The sequence below is a fragment of the Ruoffia tabacinasalis genome, from assembly GCF_005864045.1.
Lineage (GTDB): Bacteria > Bacillota > Bacilli > Lactobacillales > Aerococcaceae > Ruoffia > Ruoffia tabacinasalis.
Genome location: NZ_VBSP01000011.1, coordinates 1 through 20,898 on the forward strand (window position 1 = coordinate 1; position 20,898 = coordinate 20,898).

Sequence of the window (20,898 nt, forward strand, 5' to 3'; positions counted from 1 at the left end):
AGCTTTGTTGACCTTTTTTAAACTGGTGGTCGTCCAGCGAAATTGTTTGGTTGTCTGTTCCGTAGAACAGATCCCCTTACACATTTGGTGTGTTTATCTTTGTTCAGTTTTCAATGAGCTTTCGTTGCGGTTGTGATGCAACTTTATTAGTATAGCACGTTTATGAAGTCAAAGTCAATAACTTTTTAAAAGTATTTATTTGGTTTCTCGTACTCGTTGTCTGCTAAGACAACTTTTAAATAATACCATGTGCGCCATAACAATGTCAATAACTAATTAAAGTTTTTTGAATTTTTTATGCGTTTTTGGTTTTCTTTGTAACCGCTACAAACATTACTGTAACGACTTATATAATGTTAACACTGCATTTACAATCTGTCAATAGTTTTGTAAATTATTTGTAAATTTAATGTAAACATTCTTTGCTGTTAGATATTAGTTACTTTGTCTCGTAACAGCAAGAACTAATATAGCATGGAATTCAGCTATAGGTCAACCTTTTTTTAGCATTTATCTATTATTTTCTACTTTACGTAAATTTAATAATGGAATTGGCTTTTTTTCTTGTATATATCATTAGGAGGTTTTTATATGATGTATATTTTTCAGTTTGTTTTCGGTAGTTGTCTTGGATCCTTTGCTTATTGCTTTGCGTTTGATTGGGTACACCAGCAAATCTGTTTAACTCGTCGCTCTACTTGTGATCATTGCTCTACTACACTTAAAGCTTTTGATTTGATTCCAATCGTTTCTCAAGTCTTAAGTCGATTTAGGTGTCGCTACTGCCAGAAGCCAACGAGTTCCTTCTATATAATAGTCGAAGTCATGAGTGGTCTTTTGTTCGTATGGACTAGCTTTGTGTTTAAGGAGTATCACATCTACTTTATCATGGCCTTTGCTTTAGTAAGTTTATTAATGATCTACTGTGATATACATGCCATGATGGTTCCTGATATGCTTCAGTTAGTACTTTTATGTCTTGTTTTGTATATTGTATATGTAAGTGAGCTTGATTTTGGCAATCAATTATTGCTTGCGCTAGCAACTTTTAGTTCTTTCTTCGTCTTTAACACACTAAGGCCTGCTTCTATTGGAGGGGCAGATATTAAAGTCTTTACGATTCTTTCATTATGTATCCCTGTTTCTCTATTCCCTATGTTTTTGTTCATTACTTCCGCTACCGCCCTATTTTATTTCTTATTTGGTTACTTATTTAGATTTAAGTCCACAGGTGCTTTACCATTTTTCCCATTTATATTTTTCGGTCTGTATTGCATCCTCTCTATCTAGAATATGAATACAAAAAAACGCCCGCTCACTAATTTAACTCAGTGAGCGGGCGTTTGCATATGAAGATATTTAATTATTTAAATGAAGACTTAGCGTCTTTTTCTTCTTTTTCGGCTTCAGCTTTTTCAGCTTCGGCTTTTTCTTTCGCAATTCTTTCTTCTTCTAAAATTCGTTCGATATCTTCTGAAGTTGATGTTTCAAGTGAACGGTAACGGTTCATACCAGTTCCGGCAGGAATTAGTTTACCGATAATAACGTTCTCTTTCAATCCAATCAATTCGTCACGATCTCCACGAATAGCAGCGTCAGTTAAGACACGTGTCGTTTCTTGGAATGATGCAGCTGAGATAAATGAATTTGTCTCTAGAGCTGCTTTTGTAATTCCTAGTAAAACTGGACGTGCAGTTGCAGGAACTTCTCCTGCTTTGATTGCTGCTTCGTTGGCTTTAGAGAAGTCAGCGATATCTAATAATGCACCTGGCAAGATATCTGTAGAAGCTGGGTCCATAACACGTACTTTACGAAGCATTTGGCGAACCATTACTTCCACGTGTTTATCTCCGATTTCTACCCCTTGTCCACGGTAAACATTTTGTACTTCATGTAATAGATAGTTTTCAACAGTGATAACATCAGTTACACGTAGTAATTCTTTCGGATCAATTGAACCTTCTGTTAAGGCTTGACCACGTTCTACAGTTTCTCCAACAGTAACTTTAAGTCTTGATTGGAATGGCACGTTATATGTACGTGTATCTGTAATACCACGAACAGTAATATCTTTAGTACGATCTGAAGCTTTCTCTTCGATTGCTTCAATCTCTCCAGCCACTTCTGTGATTTGAGCTAACCCTTTAGGGTTACGTGCTTCAAAGATCTCTTGGATACGAGGAAGACCTTGAGTGATATCTCCACCACCGGCAACCCCACCCGTATGGAATGTACGCATTGTTAATTGTGTACCAGGCTCACCAATTGATTGGGCAGCGATTGTACCAACTGCTTCACCAACTTCAACTTCGTCTCCAGTCGCTAAGTTACGTCCATAACAGTGTTTACATACACCATGAATCGTATCACAAGTGAATACTGAGCGAATCGTTACTTCTTCGATACCAGCAGCAATAATTTGTTGCGCGATATCTTCTGTAATTAATTCGTTATTAGAGATAATAACTTCATTTGTTTCTGGGTGACGTAAAGTTTTTTGTAAGTAACGACCGATTAGACGTTCTTCTAGTGATTCAATGACACTATTTCCATCTTTAATCGCTCTAATTACTAAACCTTTGTCTGTTCCACAGTCATCTTCACGAACGATAACATCTTGTGCCACATCAACTAAACGACGTGTTAAGTAACCTGAATCGGCTGTCTTCAAGGCAGTATCGGTCATACCTTTACGAGCCCCATGGGTAGAGATAAACATTTCTTGTACGTTTAATCCCTCACGGAAGTTCGATGTGATCGGTAACTCGATAATCTTACCACTTGGAGCCGCCATGTTACCACGCATACCAGCTAACTGAGTGAAGTTAGAGATATTACCACGGGCACCAGAGTCAGACATCATGTTAATTGGGTTAAGACGTGGAAGTTTTTCAACCAGTTCGTTTTGAATTTGGTCTTTCGCACGTTCCCAAGTACGGATAACATTATTATAACGCTCATCTTCAGTGATTAAACCACGGCGATATTGCTTAGTGATTTTCTCAACGCGGTCATGAGCATCTGTAATGATTCCTTCTTTAGTATCTAAGTTAATAACGTCCGCAACCCCAACAGTAATACCTGATCGAGTTGAGTATTTATAACCTAAGTCTTTCATCTTATCAAGCATGATAGATGTTTCAGTAACTTGATAACGTTTGAACACTTCTGCGATCACGTTACCTAAATGTTTTTTCTTGAATGGAGGAACTAAGTCCATTTCTTTAATCGCTTCTTTGACATCTACTCCATGCTCGATGAAGTATTTATCAGGTGTGCGTTCAATTAAGTTTTCAGTTGTTGGCTCGTTTAAGTATGGGAACTCTTCTGGCATGATTTGGTTAATAATCACTTTACCAACAGTCGTTACCATTAAACGTTCTTTTTGCCAATCTGTAAATGGTTTTCCTTCTAATGAAGCTGCAGGAATGGCAATACGTGAATGTAAGTGTACATATCCGTTTTGGTAAGCTAATTCAACTTCACTTACAGAAGAGAACACCATACCTTCTCCGATACGTCCTTCTTCTTCTAATGTTAAGTAGTAGTTACCTAAAACCATATCTTGTGATGGTGTAACAACTGGTTTACCATCTTTAGGGTTCAGGATATGTTGTGCAGCTAACATTAATAGTCTTGCTTCTGCTTGAGCTTCTTCAGATAACGGAACGTGAACAGCCATTTGGTCACCATCGAAGTCGGCGTTATAAGCTTCACACACTAATGGGTGAAGACGAATCGCTTTACCTTCAACGATTACTGGTTCGAAAGCTTGAATACCTAAACGGTGAAGCGTAGGTGCTCTGTTTAATAGAACCGGGTGTTCTTTAATTACATCTTCAATGACTGGCCAAATTGCGTCATCTTGAGTTTCAATCATTTTTTTCGCGTTTTTAATATTTCCTGCGATATCACGTTCAACTAATTCTTTCATTACAAATGGTTTGAATAATTCAATAGCCATTTCTTTTGGTAATCCACATTGGTACATTTTTAATGATGGTCCAACGACGATTACTGAACGTCCAGAATAGTCCACACGTTTACCAAGTAAGTTTTGACGGAAACGTCCTTGCTTACCTTTTAACATATGTGATAGTGATTTCAATGGGCGGTTACCCGGACCTGTTACAGCACGACCACGACGACCGTTATCAACTAATGAGTCAACGGCTTCTTGTAGCATACGTTTCTCATTTTGAACGATGATGTTTGGTGCTCCAAGATCTAATAAACGTTTTAGACGGTTGTTACGGTTAATAACACGACGGTATAAATCGTTTAAGTCACTTGTTGCAAAACGTCCACCTTCAAGTTGTACCATTGGACGTAATTCTGGTGGAATTACTGGTAGTGCGTCCATAATCATCCAAGTTGGATCGTTACCTGATTCTAAGAATGAGTCTAGAATATCAAGACGACGAATCGCACGCGTACGTTTTTGTCCAGTCGCTGTTTTTAGCGTCTCTTTTAATTCTGCTACTTCTGCTTCGATATCAACAGCTGCTAATAAATCACCGATTGCTTCGGCTCCCATTTTAGCTTTAAATCGATTACCGAATTCACGACGTTTTTCACGGTATTCTGTCTCAGTTAATAGTGATTTAACTTCTAAAGGTGTATCACCTGATTCAATCACGATATAAGAAGCAAAGTAAATAACTTCTTCTAATAAACGTGGACTTAAATCAAGGATAAGCCCCATACGACTTGGAATTCCTTTGAAATACCATACGTGAGTTACTGGAGCGGCTAATTCAATATGCCCCATGCGTTCACGACGTACTTTAGAACGTGTAACTTCTACACCACAACGTTCACAAACACGACCTTTATAGCGAATACGTTTGTACTTACCACACGCACATTCCCAGTCTTTTGACGGACCAAAAATACGCTCACAGAATAAGCCATCTTTTTCTGGTTTTAATGTACGGTAATTAATTGTTTCTGGCTTTTTAACTTCACCGTATGACCAACTACGGATTTTCTCTGGGGATGCTAAACCAATCTGCATTGATTCAAAAGTATTAACATCTATCAAAGGGCCAACCTCCTTATAAAATTGCCGATAGTCGACAGAGCCACTCGTTTAAAGAGTGGTCCTCTTATCAATCTATCCTGTTATACTAACTTTTAATTATTTATCAGTGTTTTTCTCTACAGCTTCGCTTGCAGCAACTGGTTTATTAACTGCTTGTTGTTGACTTGCTTGCTTTTGATCTTCTTTGTATTTTTCTAAGGCGTTAAAGTTAATGATATCGTCATCTTCTTCATCGTCTTGTAAGTCGATTTCTTTGTGATCTGCATCAAGTACTTGTAGGTCTAATCCTAGAGATTGTAATTCTTTGACTAATACTCGGAATGATTCAGGCACTCCTGGTTTTGGAATTGGCTCACCTTTTACAATGGCTTCATAAGTCTTCACACGTCCTACAACGTCATCTGACTTGTAAGTTAGAATCTCTTGTAATGTGTAAGCTGCACCATAAGCTTCAAGGGCCCAAACCTCCATCTCACCAAAACGTTGTCCACCAAATTGTGCTTTACCACCTAATGGTTGTTGCGTTACTAATGAGTAAGGTCCAGTTGAACGAGCATGGATCTTGTCGTCAACCATGTGTCCTAATTTAAGCATGTACATAACACCAACCGATACTTTACGGTCAAATGGTTCCCCTGTTCGACCATCATATAAAGTAGTCTTAGCATCGTTTGCTAAACCAGCTTCTTTGATTGTCTCCCAAACGTCTTCTTCACTTGCACCATCGAATACTGGTGTAGAGATATTAATACCCATCTCACGAGCAGCCATTCCAAGGTGAAGTTCGAATACTTGTCCGATGTTCATACGTGAAGGTACCCCTAATGGGTTCAGCATGATATCTACTGGTGTTCCATCAGGTAAGAATGGCATATCTTCTTCAGGCACGATTAAAGAGACAACCCCTTTATTACCGTGACGTCCGGCCATTTTATCCCCTTCACTAATTTTACGTTTTTGTACAATATAAACACGTACTAACATGTTTACACCTGGTGATAATTCGTCTCCGTTTTCACGCGTAAAGATCTTCACGTCGTGAACGATTCCGCCTCCACCATGTGGTACACGTAGTGATGTATCACGGACTTCACGTGCTTTCTCACCGAAGATTGCATGTAATAGGCGTTCTTCTGCAGATAGTTCTGTTACACCTTTAGGTGTTACTTTACCTACTAAAATGTCCCCATCACGGACTTCAGCACCGATAGCAATGATTCCGTCTTTGTCTAGATATTTAAGTGCGTCTTCCCCAACGTTCGGGATTTCGCGTGTAATTTCTTCAGGTCCTAACTTAGTATCACGAGCTTCTGATTCATATTCTTCAATATGAATTGAGGTATATACGTCATCTTTAACAAGTCGCTCTGACATGATGATCGCATCCTCGTAGTTATATCCATCCCAAGTCATGAAGGCTACTAATGGGTTTTGACCTAAGGCCATTTCTCCATTTTCCATTGAAGGTCCATCCGCTAAGATATCTCCTTTAGCAACAGTTTCACCTGATTCAATAATTGGTCGTTGGTTATAACATGTACCAGCATTCGAACGAGCAAATTTAGTTAAACGGTAATCATCGAATGATCCATCTTCCAATTTAACGCGAATACGGTCTGCATCTACATAAGTAACTGTACCAGGACGTTTACATAATAATGCTGCTCCTGAGTCATGTGCTGCTTGATATTCCATACCAGTACCAATATATGGTGCTTTAGGATTAATCAATGGAACAGCTTGACGTTGCATGTTCGCTCCCATTAGGGCACGGTTCGAGTCATCGTTTTCCAAGAAAGGAATTGATGCCGTCGCAACTGATACAACCTGTTTAGGCGATACATCCATGAAATCGACTTGTTCTCTTGGAACTTCGATATTCTCAGACTTGTAACGAGCCATAACAGTTTCGTTTGTAAATGTTCCATCTTCATTCAGTAATGAGTTTGCTTGCGCAACGATATATAAATCTTCCTCATCTGCTGATAAATAATGGATTTCTTCAGTTGCACGGTTTGTTTCACGGTCAACTTTACGGAATGGCGTTTCAATGAAGCCAAACTCGTTGATTTTCGCATAAGTTGCGAGTGAGTTAATTAACCCAATGTTTGGTCCCTCCGGTGTCTCAATTGGACACATACGACCGTAGTGAGAGTAATGCACGTCACGTACCTCGTATCCAGCACGGTCACGGGTTAATCCCCCAGGTCCTAAGGCTGATAGACGACGTTTATGTGTTAACTCACCCAGTGGGTTTGATTGGTCCATGAATTGAGATAGTTGAGATGAACCAAAGAATTCTTTGATTGCAGCAACTACAGGACGAATGTTAATTAATTGTTGTGGTGTCATTGACGATGTATCTTGTAGTGACATACGTTCACGAACAACTCGTTCCATACGGGATAATCCGATACGGAATTGGTTTTGTAATAATTCTCCTACTGAACGAATACGACGGTTACCTAAGTGGTCAATGTCGTCTGTTCCACCAATACCATAGTCTAGGAATAAGTAATAGTTAATTGAAGCAATGATATCTGCTGGTGTTAAGCTCTTAACTTCTTCAGTCAGATGACCATTACCAATAATATTAATAATTTGTTCTGGATCTTCTGGTGAATAAACACGAACAACTTGTACATCGATTGGTTCTGCAACAACTGCTTCTGGAGCAGGGTGTAACGTCACCATGTTTAAGCCTTTATCTAAATAAGGAACTAATTTTTCAATGTCATCTTGCTCTAGTTTAGTACCTTCAGTGAACAATACTTCTCCAGTTTCAGGATCCGCTAAAGTTTCAGCTAATGTTAAGCCTAATAAACGGTATCTTAAGTGAAGTTTTTTGTTGATCTTGTAGCGTCCAACAGGCGCTAAGTCATAACGGCGTGGGTCAAAGAAACGAGCTGTTAATAAGTTTCTTGCACTTTCCGCAGTTTTTGGCTCACCTGGACGTAGACGTTCGTACACATCTTTAAGTGCTTCTTCCACACGAGTGTCAGCAACGTTTTTATGTACGTCTTTGTCGATGGTTGTGTTTAATAATTCTGATTCAGTTAAGATATCATAGATTTCTTCATCTGATCCGAATCCTAAAGCACGAACTAATTCTGTTAATGGTAATTTACGTGTACGGTCAATACGTACATACGCAACACCTTTAGCATCCGTTTCAAATTCTAACCATGCACCACGGTTTGGAATGACTGTTGATGTAAATGTGTGACGGTTTTTCTTATCTAGGCGATCATGGAAATATACACTCGGCGAACGTACTAATTGAGAAACGATAACACGTTCCGCTCCATTAATAATGAATGTTCCCATTTCTGTCATCATTGGGAAGTCCCCAAAGAAAACAACTTGTTCTTTTACTTCATTTGTCTCACGATTCACTAAACGTAATTTTACGTAAATTGGCTGAGAAAAGTTTGCATCATGACTTCTTGCTTCGTCGACGTTATATTTCGCTTCTCTAAATTCATAGTCTACAAAATGTAACTCTAAGTTTTCTGTGTGGTCAACGATTGGTGAGATATCATCAAACATAATTTTTAACCCGTCCTCAAGGAACCACTGATATGAATCAGTTTGGATTTCGATTAAGTTTGGTGATTCTAGTACTTCGTTAATACGTGAATAACTACGACGCTCTGCTTTTTTACCATATTTCACAATATGATGATTACTCAAGCTCTTCACCCCTTATAAATTTTAGAACTAAGTTAGATGTTACAAGAATGTTACAAATATTAACCTTAGGTTACATCTGAGATTTTCACCCAATTTTGGGCAAAAAAATAACAAAGGATTGTGGACTCTTGGAAAAAGCGACTCAATCTTTTGTTTTATTCTGGCGGAATGTCGGCTGGACAATATTTCAGCAGACTTCCCTTCATCTATACCTATTCTTTGCGTTTATCTATATTACTGGATAATGTCTACTTTGTCAACACCTTATTTACTTTTAAATGAATAACACGCTTTCTTTTGGAAATACGGACATTAATCATCATTTCCTGTGTAATTAAATGCCTTCCGCTTATTCCAGTGAGAATGGTTCGGTGACCGTAGTGGAACGCCTTCAGCTAATCACAGTCGCTAATGCTATGTGATTGAGCCTCCGTCTCGGTGCGCTACTGAAGCCGTATGTCGCTCATCGCTCCTACGGTTTCAAGTGTGCGCAGTCGTCCTTATACTACGGTACCTCACCTTTCTCACTTCCATAAGCTCCACTCTTCTATTGTTCCAAACTATCTTCGTGTTTAATACTTTTCTACAAATTACCTATTAAAGGAATTATGTATTTCTATCGGAGTGCCATTTGATAATTCATGTGCCATGACAAAGGACGCCCTTCCGTATTAGAGTCTGTTCGAACGATAGAGAGATACAGAATCAATAGGAAGACGAGACGACAGCTCCTATACAAAAAGACGAAAGACTTTATGTATAGAGCGAAAGTCGGTCCCATGGCTACAATGAATTATCAAATAGCACGAAGATATGATAGTCGTTCTTATCATACTTCCTTCTCACTCATGATGATCCAGTAGCCTTTGTCTTGTTTTACTTTTGTGGCATTTCCGAAGATGTCTTCCATATGTTTCATTAAAGAAGGCGCACCTTGTTTCTTTTGAATGACAGCCCAAACAGAACCCTTCGGTTTCACTTGTTTGTAGGCATGCGTCAGAAATTCGTGGACAGTCTTTTTCCCTGCACGAATTGGCGGATTTGTTAAGACAAAGTCGTACTGATCAGATAATTCAACAGTGGTCGCATCATCCAAAATCCACTCAATCGCTCCGACTTGATTCAACTCGGCATTTCGTTTTGCTAAATCAAAGGCACGTTCATTTAATTCCACACCTGTGTAGTGAACGCCGGGAGCACCTTTTGCTAACGTAATGAGAATTGGACCATACCCACTACCTAATTCTAAGACACGCTGCTCATCTTCTAGGGACACATTTTCAGAAAAAGTTTCAATCAAACGTTGTGAGCCGTAATCTACTCGGTCTCTAGAGAATACACCACTATCAGTGATTAATTTCAACTCAATGCCGTTAACTACTGTCTCGATTTGTTTTTCATCATGTTTACTTTGGGGATTATTTGAAAAATATTGTTCATTCATATGCTTCACCTCTTTATATACTTAGCAATATCATATCACTTTATTTTGATTCATGTTAAACTATAGCTAGAAAATAATCTAAAAATTATTGGAGGATATTAAATGGTTAAGTTATTTGTCTCGGATATGGATGGGACGCTTCTCAATGAAGAACACGTGGTTTCTGAAAGAAATGCGAAAGCAATTAAGGCGCTACAACAAGCAGGCATCGAATTTGTGATCGCTACTGGGCGTGCCTACAATTCAGCAAGACCAATGTTAGATGCTCATAAAATCAACTGTAAAATGATTAACTTAAATGGGGCCGCCGTCTACAACTTAGATGGTGACATCGAAACAAAAATCCCGTTAGAAATTGATACTGTTAAAGAAATGCTGAACTACCTAGAAGAAACTAAAACGGCTTATTCAGTCATGACGGATAAATACTTCTATGTAGGAGATAAAGAAGCTTTCGTTAATCGTGTGAAGGGAATGCTTCGCAAATTAGAAATCGAGAAATATACCAATATCGAAACAGACGATGCTTATTCCAGTGATGCGCAGTTCATTCATGAACTTGCTTACATTAAAGATATGAGTGAGTTTAGTTATACAGATGATACCACTGCTCTAAAATTTATGATTTTCGGTGAACCTTCTGATAGCAAGTTGCCTAACTTCCTTAAAACTTTTGAAGGCTATGAAGATTTAGACATTACGTCTTCGGGACCAGATAACTTAGAAGTCACACATTCAAAAGCTCAAAAAGGGTTTGCAGTTGCTGAGTATGCAGCTTCTCGCGGTATTGCTATGGAAGACGTTGCGACTATCGGGGACTCATTAAATGATCGCTCGATGTTACAAATGGCAGGACATAGTTATGCCATGGATAATGCGTCACCAGAAGTGAAAGAAATGGCTAAGTTTATAGCTCCTTCACACCGGGAAGACGGCGTTGCTGTTGTCATCGAAGAAATTTTAAACCAATTATAAAACTTTGACAAGCAGTATAACACCCGTTATATTGCTTGTTTTTTATTAAAGGAGAGAATTAACATGCCTGACTCAAAAGACACTATCTATTATCAAGAAGGTCCACGTTGTGTTTTATTATTACACGGCTTTGTCGGAAGCATTCAAGAAATTGGACGAACGGCTAGAGCGCTTCGCAAGGCTGGTTACAGTGTCTATGCTTTTAACCTAGCAGGACATGGGACAAAACCTGTGGGCGATTTATTCGAGGTCCATCCTAATGAATGGATTCAGCAAGTTGATGAAGCGATTCAGTTCTTAGAAGATGAGGGTTATGAGCAAATTGCAATTATGGGGCTGTCTCTAGGAGGAATATTAGCTTTGAATGCCGCTCAAAAGTACCCAAATCACTTCGCCGGAATTGGCGCCTTCAACAGTCCATGTATTAATGGCCTAGACCCAACACCTATTCGAAGATACATCACAAGCTCCATCCGCCGAATTCTTTCACATAGAAAATGGTCCGATGAAGATATTCAACAGGAAGTTGAAAGCTTGACCCCATTAATGAATCAGCAAATCGAGCAAATTGATGAGTTAATTATTGGTGTTCGTGATAACTTACCGAAAGTTACGACACCTACTTATATTGCTAAATCAATTCAAGATGAGCTGATTGATCCTAAGACGCAAGATGATATTGCGAGTAAATTAACTCACGCAACGGTCCACCTTGATAGTTTCCAAGATGGACGCCACGTCATAACGACTAGCCCAGCTTTTCGTGAATTTCAAGCAGCCTTAATTGACTACCTTGATCAACTTGCTTGGGCATAAAAAACCGGAAGAACTCATACTAGATATGAGTTCTTCCGGTTTTTGTCATTTATAAAGTGTGAATGAAATATTAGTCTTCTTTTACGAAGTCATTAACTAATGTAGAGAATTCAAGTGATTTCTCAATTTGTACCCAGTGACCACATTTTCCGAAGATATGTAAGTCAGAGTTTTCTAGTAGATTGATTAAACGATATGAGTTTTCTACTGGAACAACTTTATCTTCACGTCCATGAACTAATAAAGTTTTATGTTTGATTTTCTTAATTTCTTCGTCTGGGAACGATAAGTTATCCGCAGAGCTTTGGCGTGGATGTGGGAACATTGAACTGAATGCTTCATGGAAGCCAGGTTCTTGACTTGCTTCATGACGAACAGTAATTAATTCTTCACTCGCGAACTTTTTGTCATAGGCGAATAAATCAATTAACTCAGCCATATGTTCTCTCGTTCCTTTGTAACCCCAAACTTCGTTCAGTCCGTATGGCATATCCATTTCAACACCCATAGCACCCATTGTGATAATTTTGTTAACACGGTCTGGTGCTTTAAGTGCAACTGAAATAGCTAGAGATCCTCCGAATGAGTTACCAACTAAGTTAGCTTTCTCAATATCTAAGGCATCTAGGAAATCTAAGATTTGTTGTGTCCATAGATCAATACCGAAATCTACCTCATCACCTGTTGGCTTATCAGAATAACCGAAACCTACCATATCTAATGCGTATGCATGGTTATCTACGCCAACTTCTGGCAATACTAAACGCCAGTTAGCATAAGCTGATACACCTGGACCTGATCCGTGGATAAATACTAATGGAACGCCACCGTTATTCTCTCCAACTTCAAGATAGTTCGTTGTAAATTCACCTGTTTTAACGCTTTTTCCAATTTCTGGTCTACTCATTAAAATTTCCTCCTTATATATTCTCTTGCATCTCGTCTACATGTTCCATTATAAGAGATAGGGTTTTCACTTTCAGCTTATCGTCTCACATAACGAAACTGTTTAAATTTATAATAAAAGGCGGATGTGATATCCGCCAATATTTTTGGGCAGTCTTACTACTCTTCTATATCAAAATTGAATGTATTGTACAGATTGTCTTCTCGCTCTGCAGAAAGATGCGAAATGAATCCTTCTTTCTCAAGCGATGTTTTAATTGGGTTATAGTAGCAGTTCAACGCATCTGTTTCATCTTTAATACGTGGTGTACCGTAACGGAAGTATGTTTCTGGTAATTCTCCACCATACCAAATGATTGCTTTAGCAGCATCTTCTGGAGCCCATTCAACTGTTTCCCAATCTGGATCAAAGATTAAGTATCCAGAATCTCCGAATAGCTCAATACGGTTTCCACCTGGTTCAATAATGTACATACATAACGCTTGGGATACCCCGTGTTTTAATGGTCCAGCTTCAATTGGAATACCATGTTCAATACATAATTCTGATAAGTCATTTAAATGTTGAGGAATTCCGTACCAATAAGCCAAGTGGTGGAAACGTCCGCTACCGCCTAGTTCATCTCCCATTAATGCAACCTCATGCACTAGTGGTGATACTGATAACCATGTCGCAAAGAATTCGCCATCTTCATTTAATACACCTTCACGAATGTTGAATCCTAATAAATCACGGTAGAATTCTGCGTTCTTCTGAACGTTTGCTGGATTCGTTAATAAGTTAACATGATCAATACGACGAACTGGCACCCCACGAGCTGGTTTACGTTGCGCACGGTTATTTAAACTTGAAGCAATTCTCTCTGGTGCTTTGAATTTCTCAACTTCCCAGAATAATTCAAGTACGTGCCCATCTAAATCTTTAAAGCGATATGATGTTCCGTATCCATAGTTATCTGTACGTTCTTCTACTTCAACGCCAGCTTCTTTTAGTGCTGCTACACGACGGTCTAAGGCAGGTTTTGAACTTGTACGGAATGCTGAGAATCCCATTCCAGCTTCTTTAGCTTTAGTTAAAATTAATGAGTATAAGTAAACATCTTCATATGCACGTAAGTAGATCGAGTCACCTTGCTCATGAACGATTGTCATTCCTAATACTTTAGTAAAGAATTCTAGCGAGTCTCTAAGTACTGGTGTAAATAATTCTGTAAAGGCTAATTGATGCGTATCGAAAATTGGTTCCGTCATTTGGTTTGTCATAATAAATTTCTCCTTTTTATTTTTAATATTATTTTACGTCCACTTTTATTGTTGGTAATGTTGTGTAGTTAATCTCTATAACATCACCGGGTTCTATCAAGACTGCTGAGGTCATTCCACCAGTCATGATTGGTTCATCTTTTTTCACTATCTGACCTTGCTCACCAAGCATGTTAGCCAATTCTACGATGGATTCTGCTGGGTGGTTTAGAACATTTTTTCCTGAGCCTGTTGCGATAACGCTTCCATTTTTTACTATTTCAACTTTTTCTTTTGCTAAATCTAATTGATCACTTTGAATCTTCTGCTTTGAGAAGATATAACCTTTTGCCGATGAATTGTCTGCAATCACATCACTCAACTTGAAATCGAAGTCTTTATAGCGGCTGTCAATAATTTCAACTGCACTGAAGACATAAGCAATATTATTTAATACATCTTCACGCGTCACGCCGGGTCCTTTTATATCTTCAGCTAATACAATGCCTATTTCAGGCTCAATCTTTGGATGAATATAATTTGAATGTACTATGACATCCTCTACTTTCATCGAATCAAATATATAGCCATAGATTGGTGTATCGACATTCATTTGCTCCCATTTCGCTTTTGAGGTCAATCCCATTTTCGGGGCGATCACTTTATGACCGTCGATCCGTTTAATTTGAATAAGAGCCTCTTGAATGTGATAAGCTTGTTCAACTGTTAAATCTGGATAGCGTTCCTTTGTAAAACGTTCGATGGCAACTTTGTTCTCTTCGGCGTTCACTAATTCAGATGCAATATCGTGAATCAACTCATTATCCATATACCTCCCCTACTTCTGCTCCTTAGCGAGCTGGCTAGCAACATCAACAATCATATCTTCTTGTCCACCTACCACTCCTATCTTTCCTAATTCATTTAGAATATCTCTTGAATCTACACCGAATTTTTCGGCTGATCGTTGAGCGAATAGTCTGAAACTTGAGTACACACCTGCGTATCCAAGCATTAAGCTATCGCTGTCGATGATCTGTTCAGTCTCGATTAATGGGGCTACTAAGTCTTGAGCGACATCCATCATTTTGTATAAGTCGACCCCGGTGTTATAACCTAATTTATCTAGTACGGCGACTAAGACCTCTGTCTGTGTATTTCCGGCTCCAGCTCCCATTGCACGCGCACTTCCATCAATAAATGTAGCACCTGCTTCAATTGCTGCTAAAGTATTAGCAACAGCGAGTCCAAGATTATTATGGGCATGGAAACCAACTTTTACATCCAGATTGTTAACGAGTAATTCAATTCGTTCTGTCACTTGATGAGGGAGTAAAGCTCCAGCTGAGTCTGTTACATAGACGACATCGGCACCATAGCTTTCCATAAGTTTTGCTTGTTCAAGTAATTTTTCGGCAGAGGCCATATGAGCCATCATAAGAAAACCGACAACTTCCATGTTCAATTCGTTTTTAGCGTAGCGAATATGTTGAGCTGAAACGTCTGCTTCTGTCGAGTGAGTTGCGACCCGAACCATGTCTGCTCCCGCTTCTTTTGCTTCTTTTAAATCTTCAACGGTTCCAATCCCCGGTAGTAGCAGAACTGCAATCTTTGAAAAGTCCGAAACTTCTTTGGCTGCTTTAATTAAGTTAATGTCTCGTTCTTTTGAAAAACCGTATTGTACTGAAGATCCACCAACACCGTCACCGTGTGAGACTTCAATGTATGGTACTTTTGCTTCATTCAATCCTTTAACGATTGATACGACTTGCTCTGTTGTATATTGATGTCGTACAACGTGAGATCCGTCACGTAGCGCAACTTCAACTAATGTTAAATCTTTACTCATCCTAGGCACCTCCAGTAGCTTCTTGATTCATTTTCTTAGCGAATGCCTCAGCAAGTCCAACCGCTGAAGCGGTCATAATATCTAAATTTCCTGAGTAGACTGGCAAGTAATCGCCTGCGCCTTCTACTTCTACGAAAAGTGTAATTTGATTGTCGTCAAAAATTGGGTCAGTACGTAAACGATACCCTGGCACAATGGCTTGGATTTCTTTCTCACGTTCCCTAATGGCTTTTACAATTTTCTCTTCGTCTAATTGGTCTTCTTCAACAATTGCATAAATTGTATCGCGCATTAAGATGGGTGGTTCCGCCGGGTTTAGGATAATAATGGCTTTCCCTTTATCTGCGCCCCCTACTTCCTCTAATGCTTTCGATGTTGTCTCAGTAAACTCGTCAATATTTGCACGTGTTCCTGGTCCTGCTGAAGCACTCGAAATCGTTGCGACAATTTCTGCGTATTTTACTGAAGCGACATCATTAATCGCCGCTACAAGTGGTGTCGTTGCTTGCCCCCCACAAGTAATTAAGTTGACATTTGTTTTGTCTAAATGGTCATTAATATTTACCGTTGGAGATGTAAATGGTCCAATGGCTGCAGGTGTTAAGTCAAACATTTGTATACCTAATTCTTGGGCTACTTGGTTGTTATACTCATGAGCTTTTGCTGAGGTAGCATCGAATAACATCTTTGGTTTGTTCTCGACATCTTTTAACCCATCAATCCCTGTCGAAATTGTAGTTAATCCGTTTTCGGCTGCCATCTTCATTCCACGAGATTCAGCATCGATTCCTATCATATAGGTTGGATTAAGCAGATCATTTCGAAGAAGTTTCATCATCAAGTCAGATCCGATATTTCCAGAACCGATAATTCCTACGTCAATTTTCTTAGTCATATTCTTACTCCTTTTCTTCGAAGCGGATACTTACATCGCCTAAACCTTCAGTGAATTTACATGTAAATTGGTCTGACATTTCTGCACCAATGGCTGCGGATAAAGCTCCGGCTAGAATAACTTCGCCTGCTTTTAATTGAATATCAAAAGCGCTAAGCTTGTTAGCAAGCCATGCTACACAATAAGCTGAGTCCCCAAGAACTGCGGCTCCGTCTCCCTCATTTATGAGTTCATCATTTTTGAATAATTGCATCTTCACACCAATTCGGTCTAAATCTTCTGGTTTGAAGTGCTTGTCTCCTAATATATAGAAGGCTGATGATCCGTTGTCAGCAACTGTATCTTGCAGAGTGATCTTCCAGTCTTGTACCCGACTGTCGACAATTTCAATGGCTGCGACAATCGACTCAGTTGCATTTAAGACATCTTCAACACTGACATTCGGGCCAGTTAAATCTTCTTTTAATATGAAAGCTAACTCACCTTCAACGCGGGGTTGAAGAACTTGGTCTGAATAAATGACTGGTGTATCTTTTTCGATAACCATGTCTGATAGTAAATGTCCGTAGTCTGGTTCGTCGACTCCTAATGATTCTTGCATCGCTTTAGATGTCAGACCGATTTTCTTACCTATAATCGTTTTGCCTGCTTCTAATTGACGATCTACATTATAGAGTTGTACATAATATGCTTCATCTGTCGTTAAATTAGGTTCTAGTTTCGTCACTGGTTCAACGCCTTGATGATTTTCAAAGGCTGACCAGAGATGATTCGCTAGTGACTTAACTTTATCTGGATAGTTAGTCATCGATTTTTCACTCCTTGTCGTTTATCTGTAACCGCTTACTTCTCCTATAGTATACAAGTTGGAATCGCTTACTTCCTGTTTGTGTTTCGCTAGATGGAACGATTTATATTTGTTTTTTGTGATGAAAGCGTTATAATTGATATATACGCCTTTATAGGCAAATTTTATATGCTTGTTAATGATAACGCTATCATAAAAATGTTCCGATATATGAAACAAGGAAAGGAGTTCCCTTATTGACTAAGAATAAAAGTGATCAACTATCTTCTGTCACCAATGCTTTACGTATCTTAGAGCAGTTTTCTAATACACGAACAGTGGTATATGTGAGTCAGTTGGCTAAAGAGTTAGATTTATCAAAAAGTACCGTAAGTCGATTAGTTCGAACCTTAGAAAAAGAAAACTTTCTCGCCCGTGATCCCCAAAGTCAAGGTTACATGTTAGGTAATAAATTATTAACAATTGCTGGAATACTCGCAAACACCAATGAAATTTACCGCGAAGTCGGTCCGGTCTTAAGTGATATCGTCCAAAGAACAAATGAAAGTGCCCAGATTGCTGCAATCGATGGAACAGATGTCTTCTATGTACATAAGATGAACGGCCCTTATTATTCAGATATCAATACACAAATAGGCATGAAGAATCCTGTTCATGCGACCAGTACTGGAAAGGTACTCCTCGCATACTCAGATGATGAAACGATCGAGAAGGCGATTAAGCTTCCACACTCTGCTTTCACAGAGCATACAATTACAAATCCGATTCAATTGAAGAAAGAATTATCAAAAGTTCGTAGCCAAGGGTATAGTTTTAGTGTGGGTGAATTAACTGAAGGTAATTATTCACTGGCTTTCCCAGTTTGGAATTATGAGAACGAAGTTGTCTGCGCCCTTTCGATTGTTGGTCCTTTAACTCGTATGAATAAAGATAAATTAAAAGACTATATGCGAATCTTACGTCAAGGTGCCCAAGAAGCTTCAGAAAGATTAGGCTATGATGGTTAAATATTAAAAAGCGACACAGTAATTGAGTAAGGTTCAATTACTGTGTCGCTTTTCGTATCTTATATAGTAGGAATTATCTTCTTGTACAAAAAAACCAGAGGTAAAAACCTCTGGTTTAGAGTGTATAAAGTTAAATAATCAAAGATTATTTTACTTCTACAGCTCCTCCAACTTCTTCGATTGCAGCTTTTAATGCTTCTGCATCTTCTTTAGATAATCCTTCTTTGATTACTTTTGGAGCGTTATCTACTAATTCTTTAGCTTCTTTAAGTCCTAAACCAGTTGCTTCACGAACTGCTTTGATAACTTTGATTTTAGCTGATCCAGCTGAAGTTAATTCAACGTCGAATTCAGTTTGTTCTTCAGCAGCAGCTTCACCAGCGCCACCAGCAGCAGCTACAGCTACAGGAGCAGCAGCAGATACACCGAATTCTTCTTCGATTGCTTCTACTAATTCGTTTAATTCTACAACAGTTGCTGATTTGATATCTTCAATAATTTGTTCAATGTTTAATGCCATGATTTGTTTCCTCCGTTTTATATGTGTTTTTTTATTTATTGTGCTACATTAAGCAGCGTCTTTTGCTTCACCAACAGCTTTAAGCGCATAAGCCATCTTGCGAGCAGGATTCATTTGTGATAATACTGAAGCTGTATTGCGCATTGGAGCTTCCAGTACAGATAGTAACATAGATAATAGACCTTCGCGACTTGGTAATTTAGATAATGTTTCGATTTCAGCTACTGAAGCAACAGCACCTTCAATTAATCCACCTTTGATTTCTAATTTCTCTAAATCTTTTGCGGCTTCAACGATGATTTTAGCTGGAGCAACAACATCTTCAGAATGGAAAGCAATCGCAGTAGGACCAGCGAAAACTTCATCTAAACCTTCAATACCTGCGTCTGCAGCTGCTCTACGTAAGATTGTGTTTTTCACAACTTTCATTTTCACGCCTGCATCACGTAAGTTTTTACGTAATTCTGTTACTTCAGTAACGTTAAGACCTAGGTAATCGATAATTACAACACCTGCAGAACCTTTAAGTTCTTCGGTAATTTCTGCAACTTCGTTTTGTTTTTGTTCAAGAGTCACTTTTCTTTTTCCCAATTAGTTCACCTCCGTCATTTTGGTATAGAGAGTATTTATTGATTATTTTATCCAATAAAAAAACCCCCATGTCACCTTAGACATAGAGATACATTCCTGTTGTTTATCACTTAGGAACTTCCTCGGTAAGAAATTAAGGCATTCGCCACTTACTGTCTTCGGTCGTTTAACACATAGAGTATCTTAATGGATACCGACTGTGTTGTCAACACTTTTTATTAATGTTTTTAACTTTTTTTATTGAATCTGTTTTCATTTAGATAATATTTCCAATTATTACCTGAAAATTTTAGTCAGCCTCTAAAAGAATGCCCCTTTATTATAAAAAAAGAGCTTAGAAAATGAAGACTTACTTCAAATTCTAAGCTCGTAATTATTTAAGTTAAAATTGATTATTCCATTCCTGGAGCATCAATTTTGATACCAGGTCCAAAAGTAGTAGACAATGTTAAACTTGTCATGTAAATACCTTTAGCTGAAGCTGGTTTTAAACGAACGATTTGTTCGTGTAATGCGTTAAAGTTTTCTTTTAATTTAGCATCTTCAAATGATACTTTACCGATTGGAACATTAACGATTCCTGCTTTGTCAGCACGGTAAGTAACTTGACCTGCTTTGATGTCGTTAACTGCTTTAGTAACATCTTGTGTTACTGTACCAGTTTTAGGGTTAGGCATTAGGCCTTTTGGTCCTAATACGCGTCCTAGACGACCAACTTGTCCCATCATGTCAGGTGTTGCTACCATTACGTCGAAGTCTAACCAACCACCGTTGATTTTTTCGATTAGGTCTGCTTCACCAACAAAATCAGCACCTGCTGCTTCTGCTTCTTTAGCTTTATCTCCAGATGCAATTACTACAACTGTTTGAGTTTTACCAGTACCATGTGGCAATACCATTGCTCCACGGATCTGTTGATCAGCTTTTTTAACATCAATATTTAAGTTATAAGATACTTCCATAGTTGCATCAAAGTTCGCAAAGTCGATTTCTTTCGCTAATGCGATTGCTTCGTCTGCGCTATAGAAATTGTTGCGGTCTACTTTTTCTAATGCCGCTTGAAATTTTTTACTTTTCTTAGCCATTTAATTTATTCCTCCTATATTTG

The 20,898-nt window shown here is 38.6% G+C and carries 16 protein-coding genes and 1 other annotated feature; of the genes, 4 read left to right on the forward strand and 12 right to left on the reverse strand.

Features of this window, described 5'->3' with window-relative positions; all coding sequences use genetic code 11:
* Positions 1–591: 591 nt before the first annotated feature.
* Complete coding sequence (locus tag FEZ33_RS04500) at positions 592–1,290, forward strand: prepilin peptidase (RefSeq protein ID WP_138404209.1); 699 nt, start codon at positions 592–594, stop codon at positions 1,288–1,290.
* 73 nt (positions 1,291–1,363) lie between these two features.
* On the opposite strand, the gene rpoC is transcribed toward FEZ33_RS04500, so the two are convergent.
* The 3 genes from rpoC to FEZ33_RS04515 form a co-directional block, all read right to left on the reverse strand.
* Positions 1,364–5,044 carry a DNA-directed RNA polymerase subunit beta' gene (rpoC, locus tag FEZ33_RS04505; RefSeq protein ID WP_138404210.1) on the reverse strand — a complete coding sequence of 1,227 codons (3,681 nt, stop codon included), beginning with the start codon at positions 5,042–5,044 and terminating at the stop codon, positions 1,364–1,366.
* A gap of 96 nt (positions 5,045–5,140) precedes the next feature.
* Positions 5,141–8,746: a DNA-directed RNA polymerase subunit beta gene (rpoB, locus tag FEZ33_RS04510; RefSeq protein ID WP_138404211.1), complete on the reverse strand. Its 3,606-nt coding sequence runs from the start codon at positions 8,744–8,746 to the stop codon at positions 5,141–5,143.
* Between the two features lie 820 nt (positions 8,747–9,566).
* Positions 9,567–10,181, reverse strand: coding sequence for a class I SAM-dependent methyltransferase (locus tag FEZ33_RS04515; RefSeq protein WP_138404212.1), 615 nt, complete (start codon positions 10,179–10,181; stop codon positions 9,567–9,569).
* A gap of 102 nt (positions 10,182–10,283) precedes the next feature.
* Between FEZ33_RS04515 and FEZ33_RS04520 the strand changes: the two genes are divergently transcribed.
* Together FEZ33_RS04520 and FEZ33_RS04525 are read left to right on the forward strand one after the other, a co-directional pair.
* Positions 10,284–11,156: a Cof-type HAD-IIB family hydrolase gene (locus tag FEZ33_RS04520; RefSeq protein ID WP_138404213.1), complete on the forward strand. Its 873-nt coding sequence runs from the start codon at positions 10,284–10,286 to the stop codon at positions 11,154–11,156.
* A 63-nt stretch (positions 11,157–11,219) separates the two neighbouring features.
* Complete coding sequence (locus FEZ33_RS04525) at positions 11,220–11,972, forward strand: alpha/beta hydrolase (RefSeq protein WP_138404214.1); 753 nt, start codon at positions 11,220–11,222, stop codon at positions 11,970–11,972.
* A gap of 70 nt (positions 11,973–12,042) precedes the next feature.
* Here the strand turns inward: FEZ33_RS04525 and FEZ33_RS04530 are convergent, their stop codons facing one another.
* The 6 genes from FEZ33_RS04530 to FEZ33_RS04555 form a co-directional block, all read right to left on the reverse strand.
* Positions 12,043–12,879 carry an alpha/beta fold hydrolase gene (locus tag FEZ33_RS04530; protein ID WP_138404215.1) on the reverse strand — a complete coding sequence of 279 codons (837 nt, stop codon included), beginning with the start codon at positions 12,877–12,879 and terminating at the stop codon, positions 12,043–12,045.
* Between the two features lie 158 nt (positions 12,880–13,037).
* Entirely contained in the window at positions 13,038–14,141 is a 1,104-nt protein-coding gene (locus tag FEZ33_RS04535) for a VOC family protein (RefSeq protein ID WP_212746667.1), read from the reverse strand.
* A gap of 28 nt (positions 14,142–14,169) precedes the next feature.
* The gene (locus FEZ33_RS04540; RefSeq protein ID WP_138404216.1) at positions 14,170–14,949 is read right to left on the reverse strand and encodes a 2-keto-4-pentenoate hydratase; all 780 of its coding nucleotides are present in this window, start codon (positions 14,947–14,949) and stop codon (positions 14,170–14,172) included.
* A gap of 9 nt (positions 14,950–14,958) precedes the next feature.
* Positions 14,959–15,969 carry a 4-hydroxy-2-oxovalerate aldolase gene (dmpG, locus tag FEZ33_RS04545; RefSeq protein WP_138404217.1) on the reverse strand — a complete coding sequence of 337 codons (1,011 nt, stop codon included), beginning with the start codon at positions 15,967–15,969 and terminating at the stop codon, positions 14,959–14,961.
* A 1-nt stretch (position 15,970) separates the two neighbouring features.
* Positions 15,971–16,864 (reverse strand): acetaldehyde dehydrogenase (acetylating), encoded by an 894-nt coding sequence (locus FEZ33_RS04550; RefSeq protein ID WP_138404218.1) that lies wholly within the window; start codon positions 16,862–16,864, stop codon positions 15,971–15,973.
* 4 nt (positions 16,865–16,868) lie between these two features.
* Positions 16,869–17,672 (reverse strand): 2-keto-4-pentenoate hydratase, encoded by an 804-nt coding sequence (locus FEZ33_RS04555; RefSeq protein ID WP_138404219.1) that lies wholly within the window; start codon positions 17,670–17,672, stop codon positions 16,869–16,871.
* Positions 17,673–17,908: 236 nt separating this feature from the next.
* Here FEZ33_RS04555 and FEZ33_RS04560 point away from each other — a divergent pair, with 236 nt between their 5' ends.
* On the forward strand, positions 17,909–18,679 hold the full coding sequence (locus tag FEZ33_RS04560; RefSeq protein ID WP_138404220.1) for an IclR family transcriptional regulator: 771 nt from the start codon (positions 17,909–17,911) through the stop codon (positions 18,677–18,679).
* A gap of 145 nt (positions 18,680–18,824) precedes the next feature.
* Here FEZ33_RS04560 and rplL read toward each other — a convergent pair whose 3' ends face one another.
* The 3 genes from rplL to rplA all read right to left on the reverse strand — a co-directional run bounded on the left by rplL (position 18,825) and on the right by rplA (position 20,875).
* Entirely contained in the window at positions 18,825–19,199 is a 375-nt protein-coding gene (gene rplL / locus FEZ33_RS04565) for a 50S ribosomal protein L7/L12 (protein WP_138404221.1), read from the reverse strand.
* Positions 19,200–19,247: 48 nt separating this feature from the next.
* A complete protein-coding gene (gene rplJ, locus FEZ33_RS04570) occupies positions 19,248–19,790 on the reverse strand; it encodes a 50S ribosomal protein L10 (RefSeq protein ID WP_138404222.1) in 543 nt (180 codons plus the stop codon).
* 48 nt (positions 19,791–19,838) lie between these two features.
* Positions 19,839–19,970: a sequence feature (ribosomal protein L10 leader region), on the reverse strand.
* 212 nt (positions 19,971–20,182) lie between these two features.
* Positions 20,183–20,875, reverse strand: a complete 693-nt coding sequence (gene rplA, locus FEZ33_RS04575; RefSeq protein WP_138404223.1) for a 50S ribosomal protein L1 — start codon at positions 20,873–20,875, stop codon at positions 20,183–20,185.
* Positions 20,876–20,898: the final 23 nt, after the last annotated feature.

Coding starts and splice junctions, on each gene's coding strand:
- FEZ33_RS04500 (WP_138404209.1), top strand. CDS start 592: ATGATGTATATTTTTCAGTTTGTTTTCGGTAGTTGTCTTGGATCCTTT.
- FEZ33_RS04515 (WP_138404212.1), bottom strand. CDS start 10,181: ATGAATGAACAATATTTTTCAAATAATCCCCAAAGTAAACATGATGAA.
- FEZ33_RS04520 (WP_138404213.1), top strand. CDS start 10,284: ATGGTTAAGTTATTTGTCTCGGATATGGATGGGACGCTTCTCAATGAA.
- FEZ33_RS04525 (WP_138404214.1), top strand. CDS start 11,220: ATGCCTGACTCAAAAGACACTATCTATTATCAAGAAGGTCCACGTTGT.
- FEZ33_RS04530 (WP_138404215.1), bottom strand. CDS start 12,879: ATGAGTAGACCAGAAATTGGAAAAAGCGTTAAAACAGGTGAATTTACA.
- FEZ33_RS04535 (WP_212746667.1), bottom strand. CDS start 14,141: ATGACAAACCAAATGACGGAACCAATTTTCGATACGCATCAATTAGCC.
- FEZ33_RS04540 (WP_138404216.1), bottom strand. CDS start 14,949: ATGGATAATGAGTTGATTCACGATATTGCATCTGAATTAGTGAACGCC.
- dmpG (WP_138404217.1), bottom strand. CDS start 15,969: ATGAGTAAAGATTTAACATTAGTTGAAGTTGCGCTACGTGACGGATCT.
- FEZ33_RS04550 (WP_138404218.1), bottom strand. CDS start 16,864: ATGACTAAGAAAATTGACGTAGGAATTATCGGTTCTGGAAATATCGGA.
- FEZ33_RS04555 (WP_138404219.1), bottom strand. CDS start 17,672: ATGACTAACTATCCAGATAAAGTTAAGTCACTAGCGAATCATCTCTGG.
- rplL (WP_138404221.1), bottom strand. CDS start 19,199: ATGGCATTAAACATTGAACAAATTATTGAAGATATCAAATCAGCAACT.
- rplA (WP_138404223.1), bottom strand. CDS start 20,875: ATGGCTAAGAAAAGTAAAAAATTTCAAGCGGCATTAGAAAAAGTAGAC.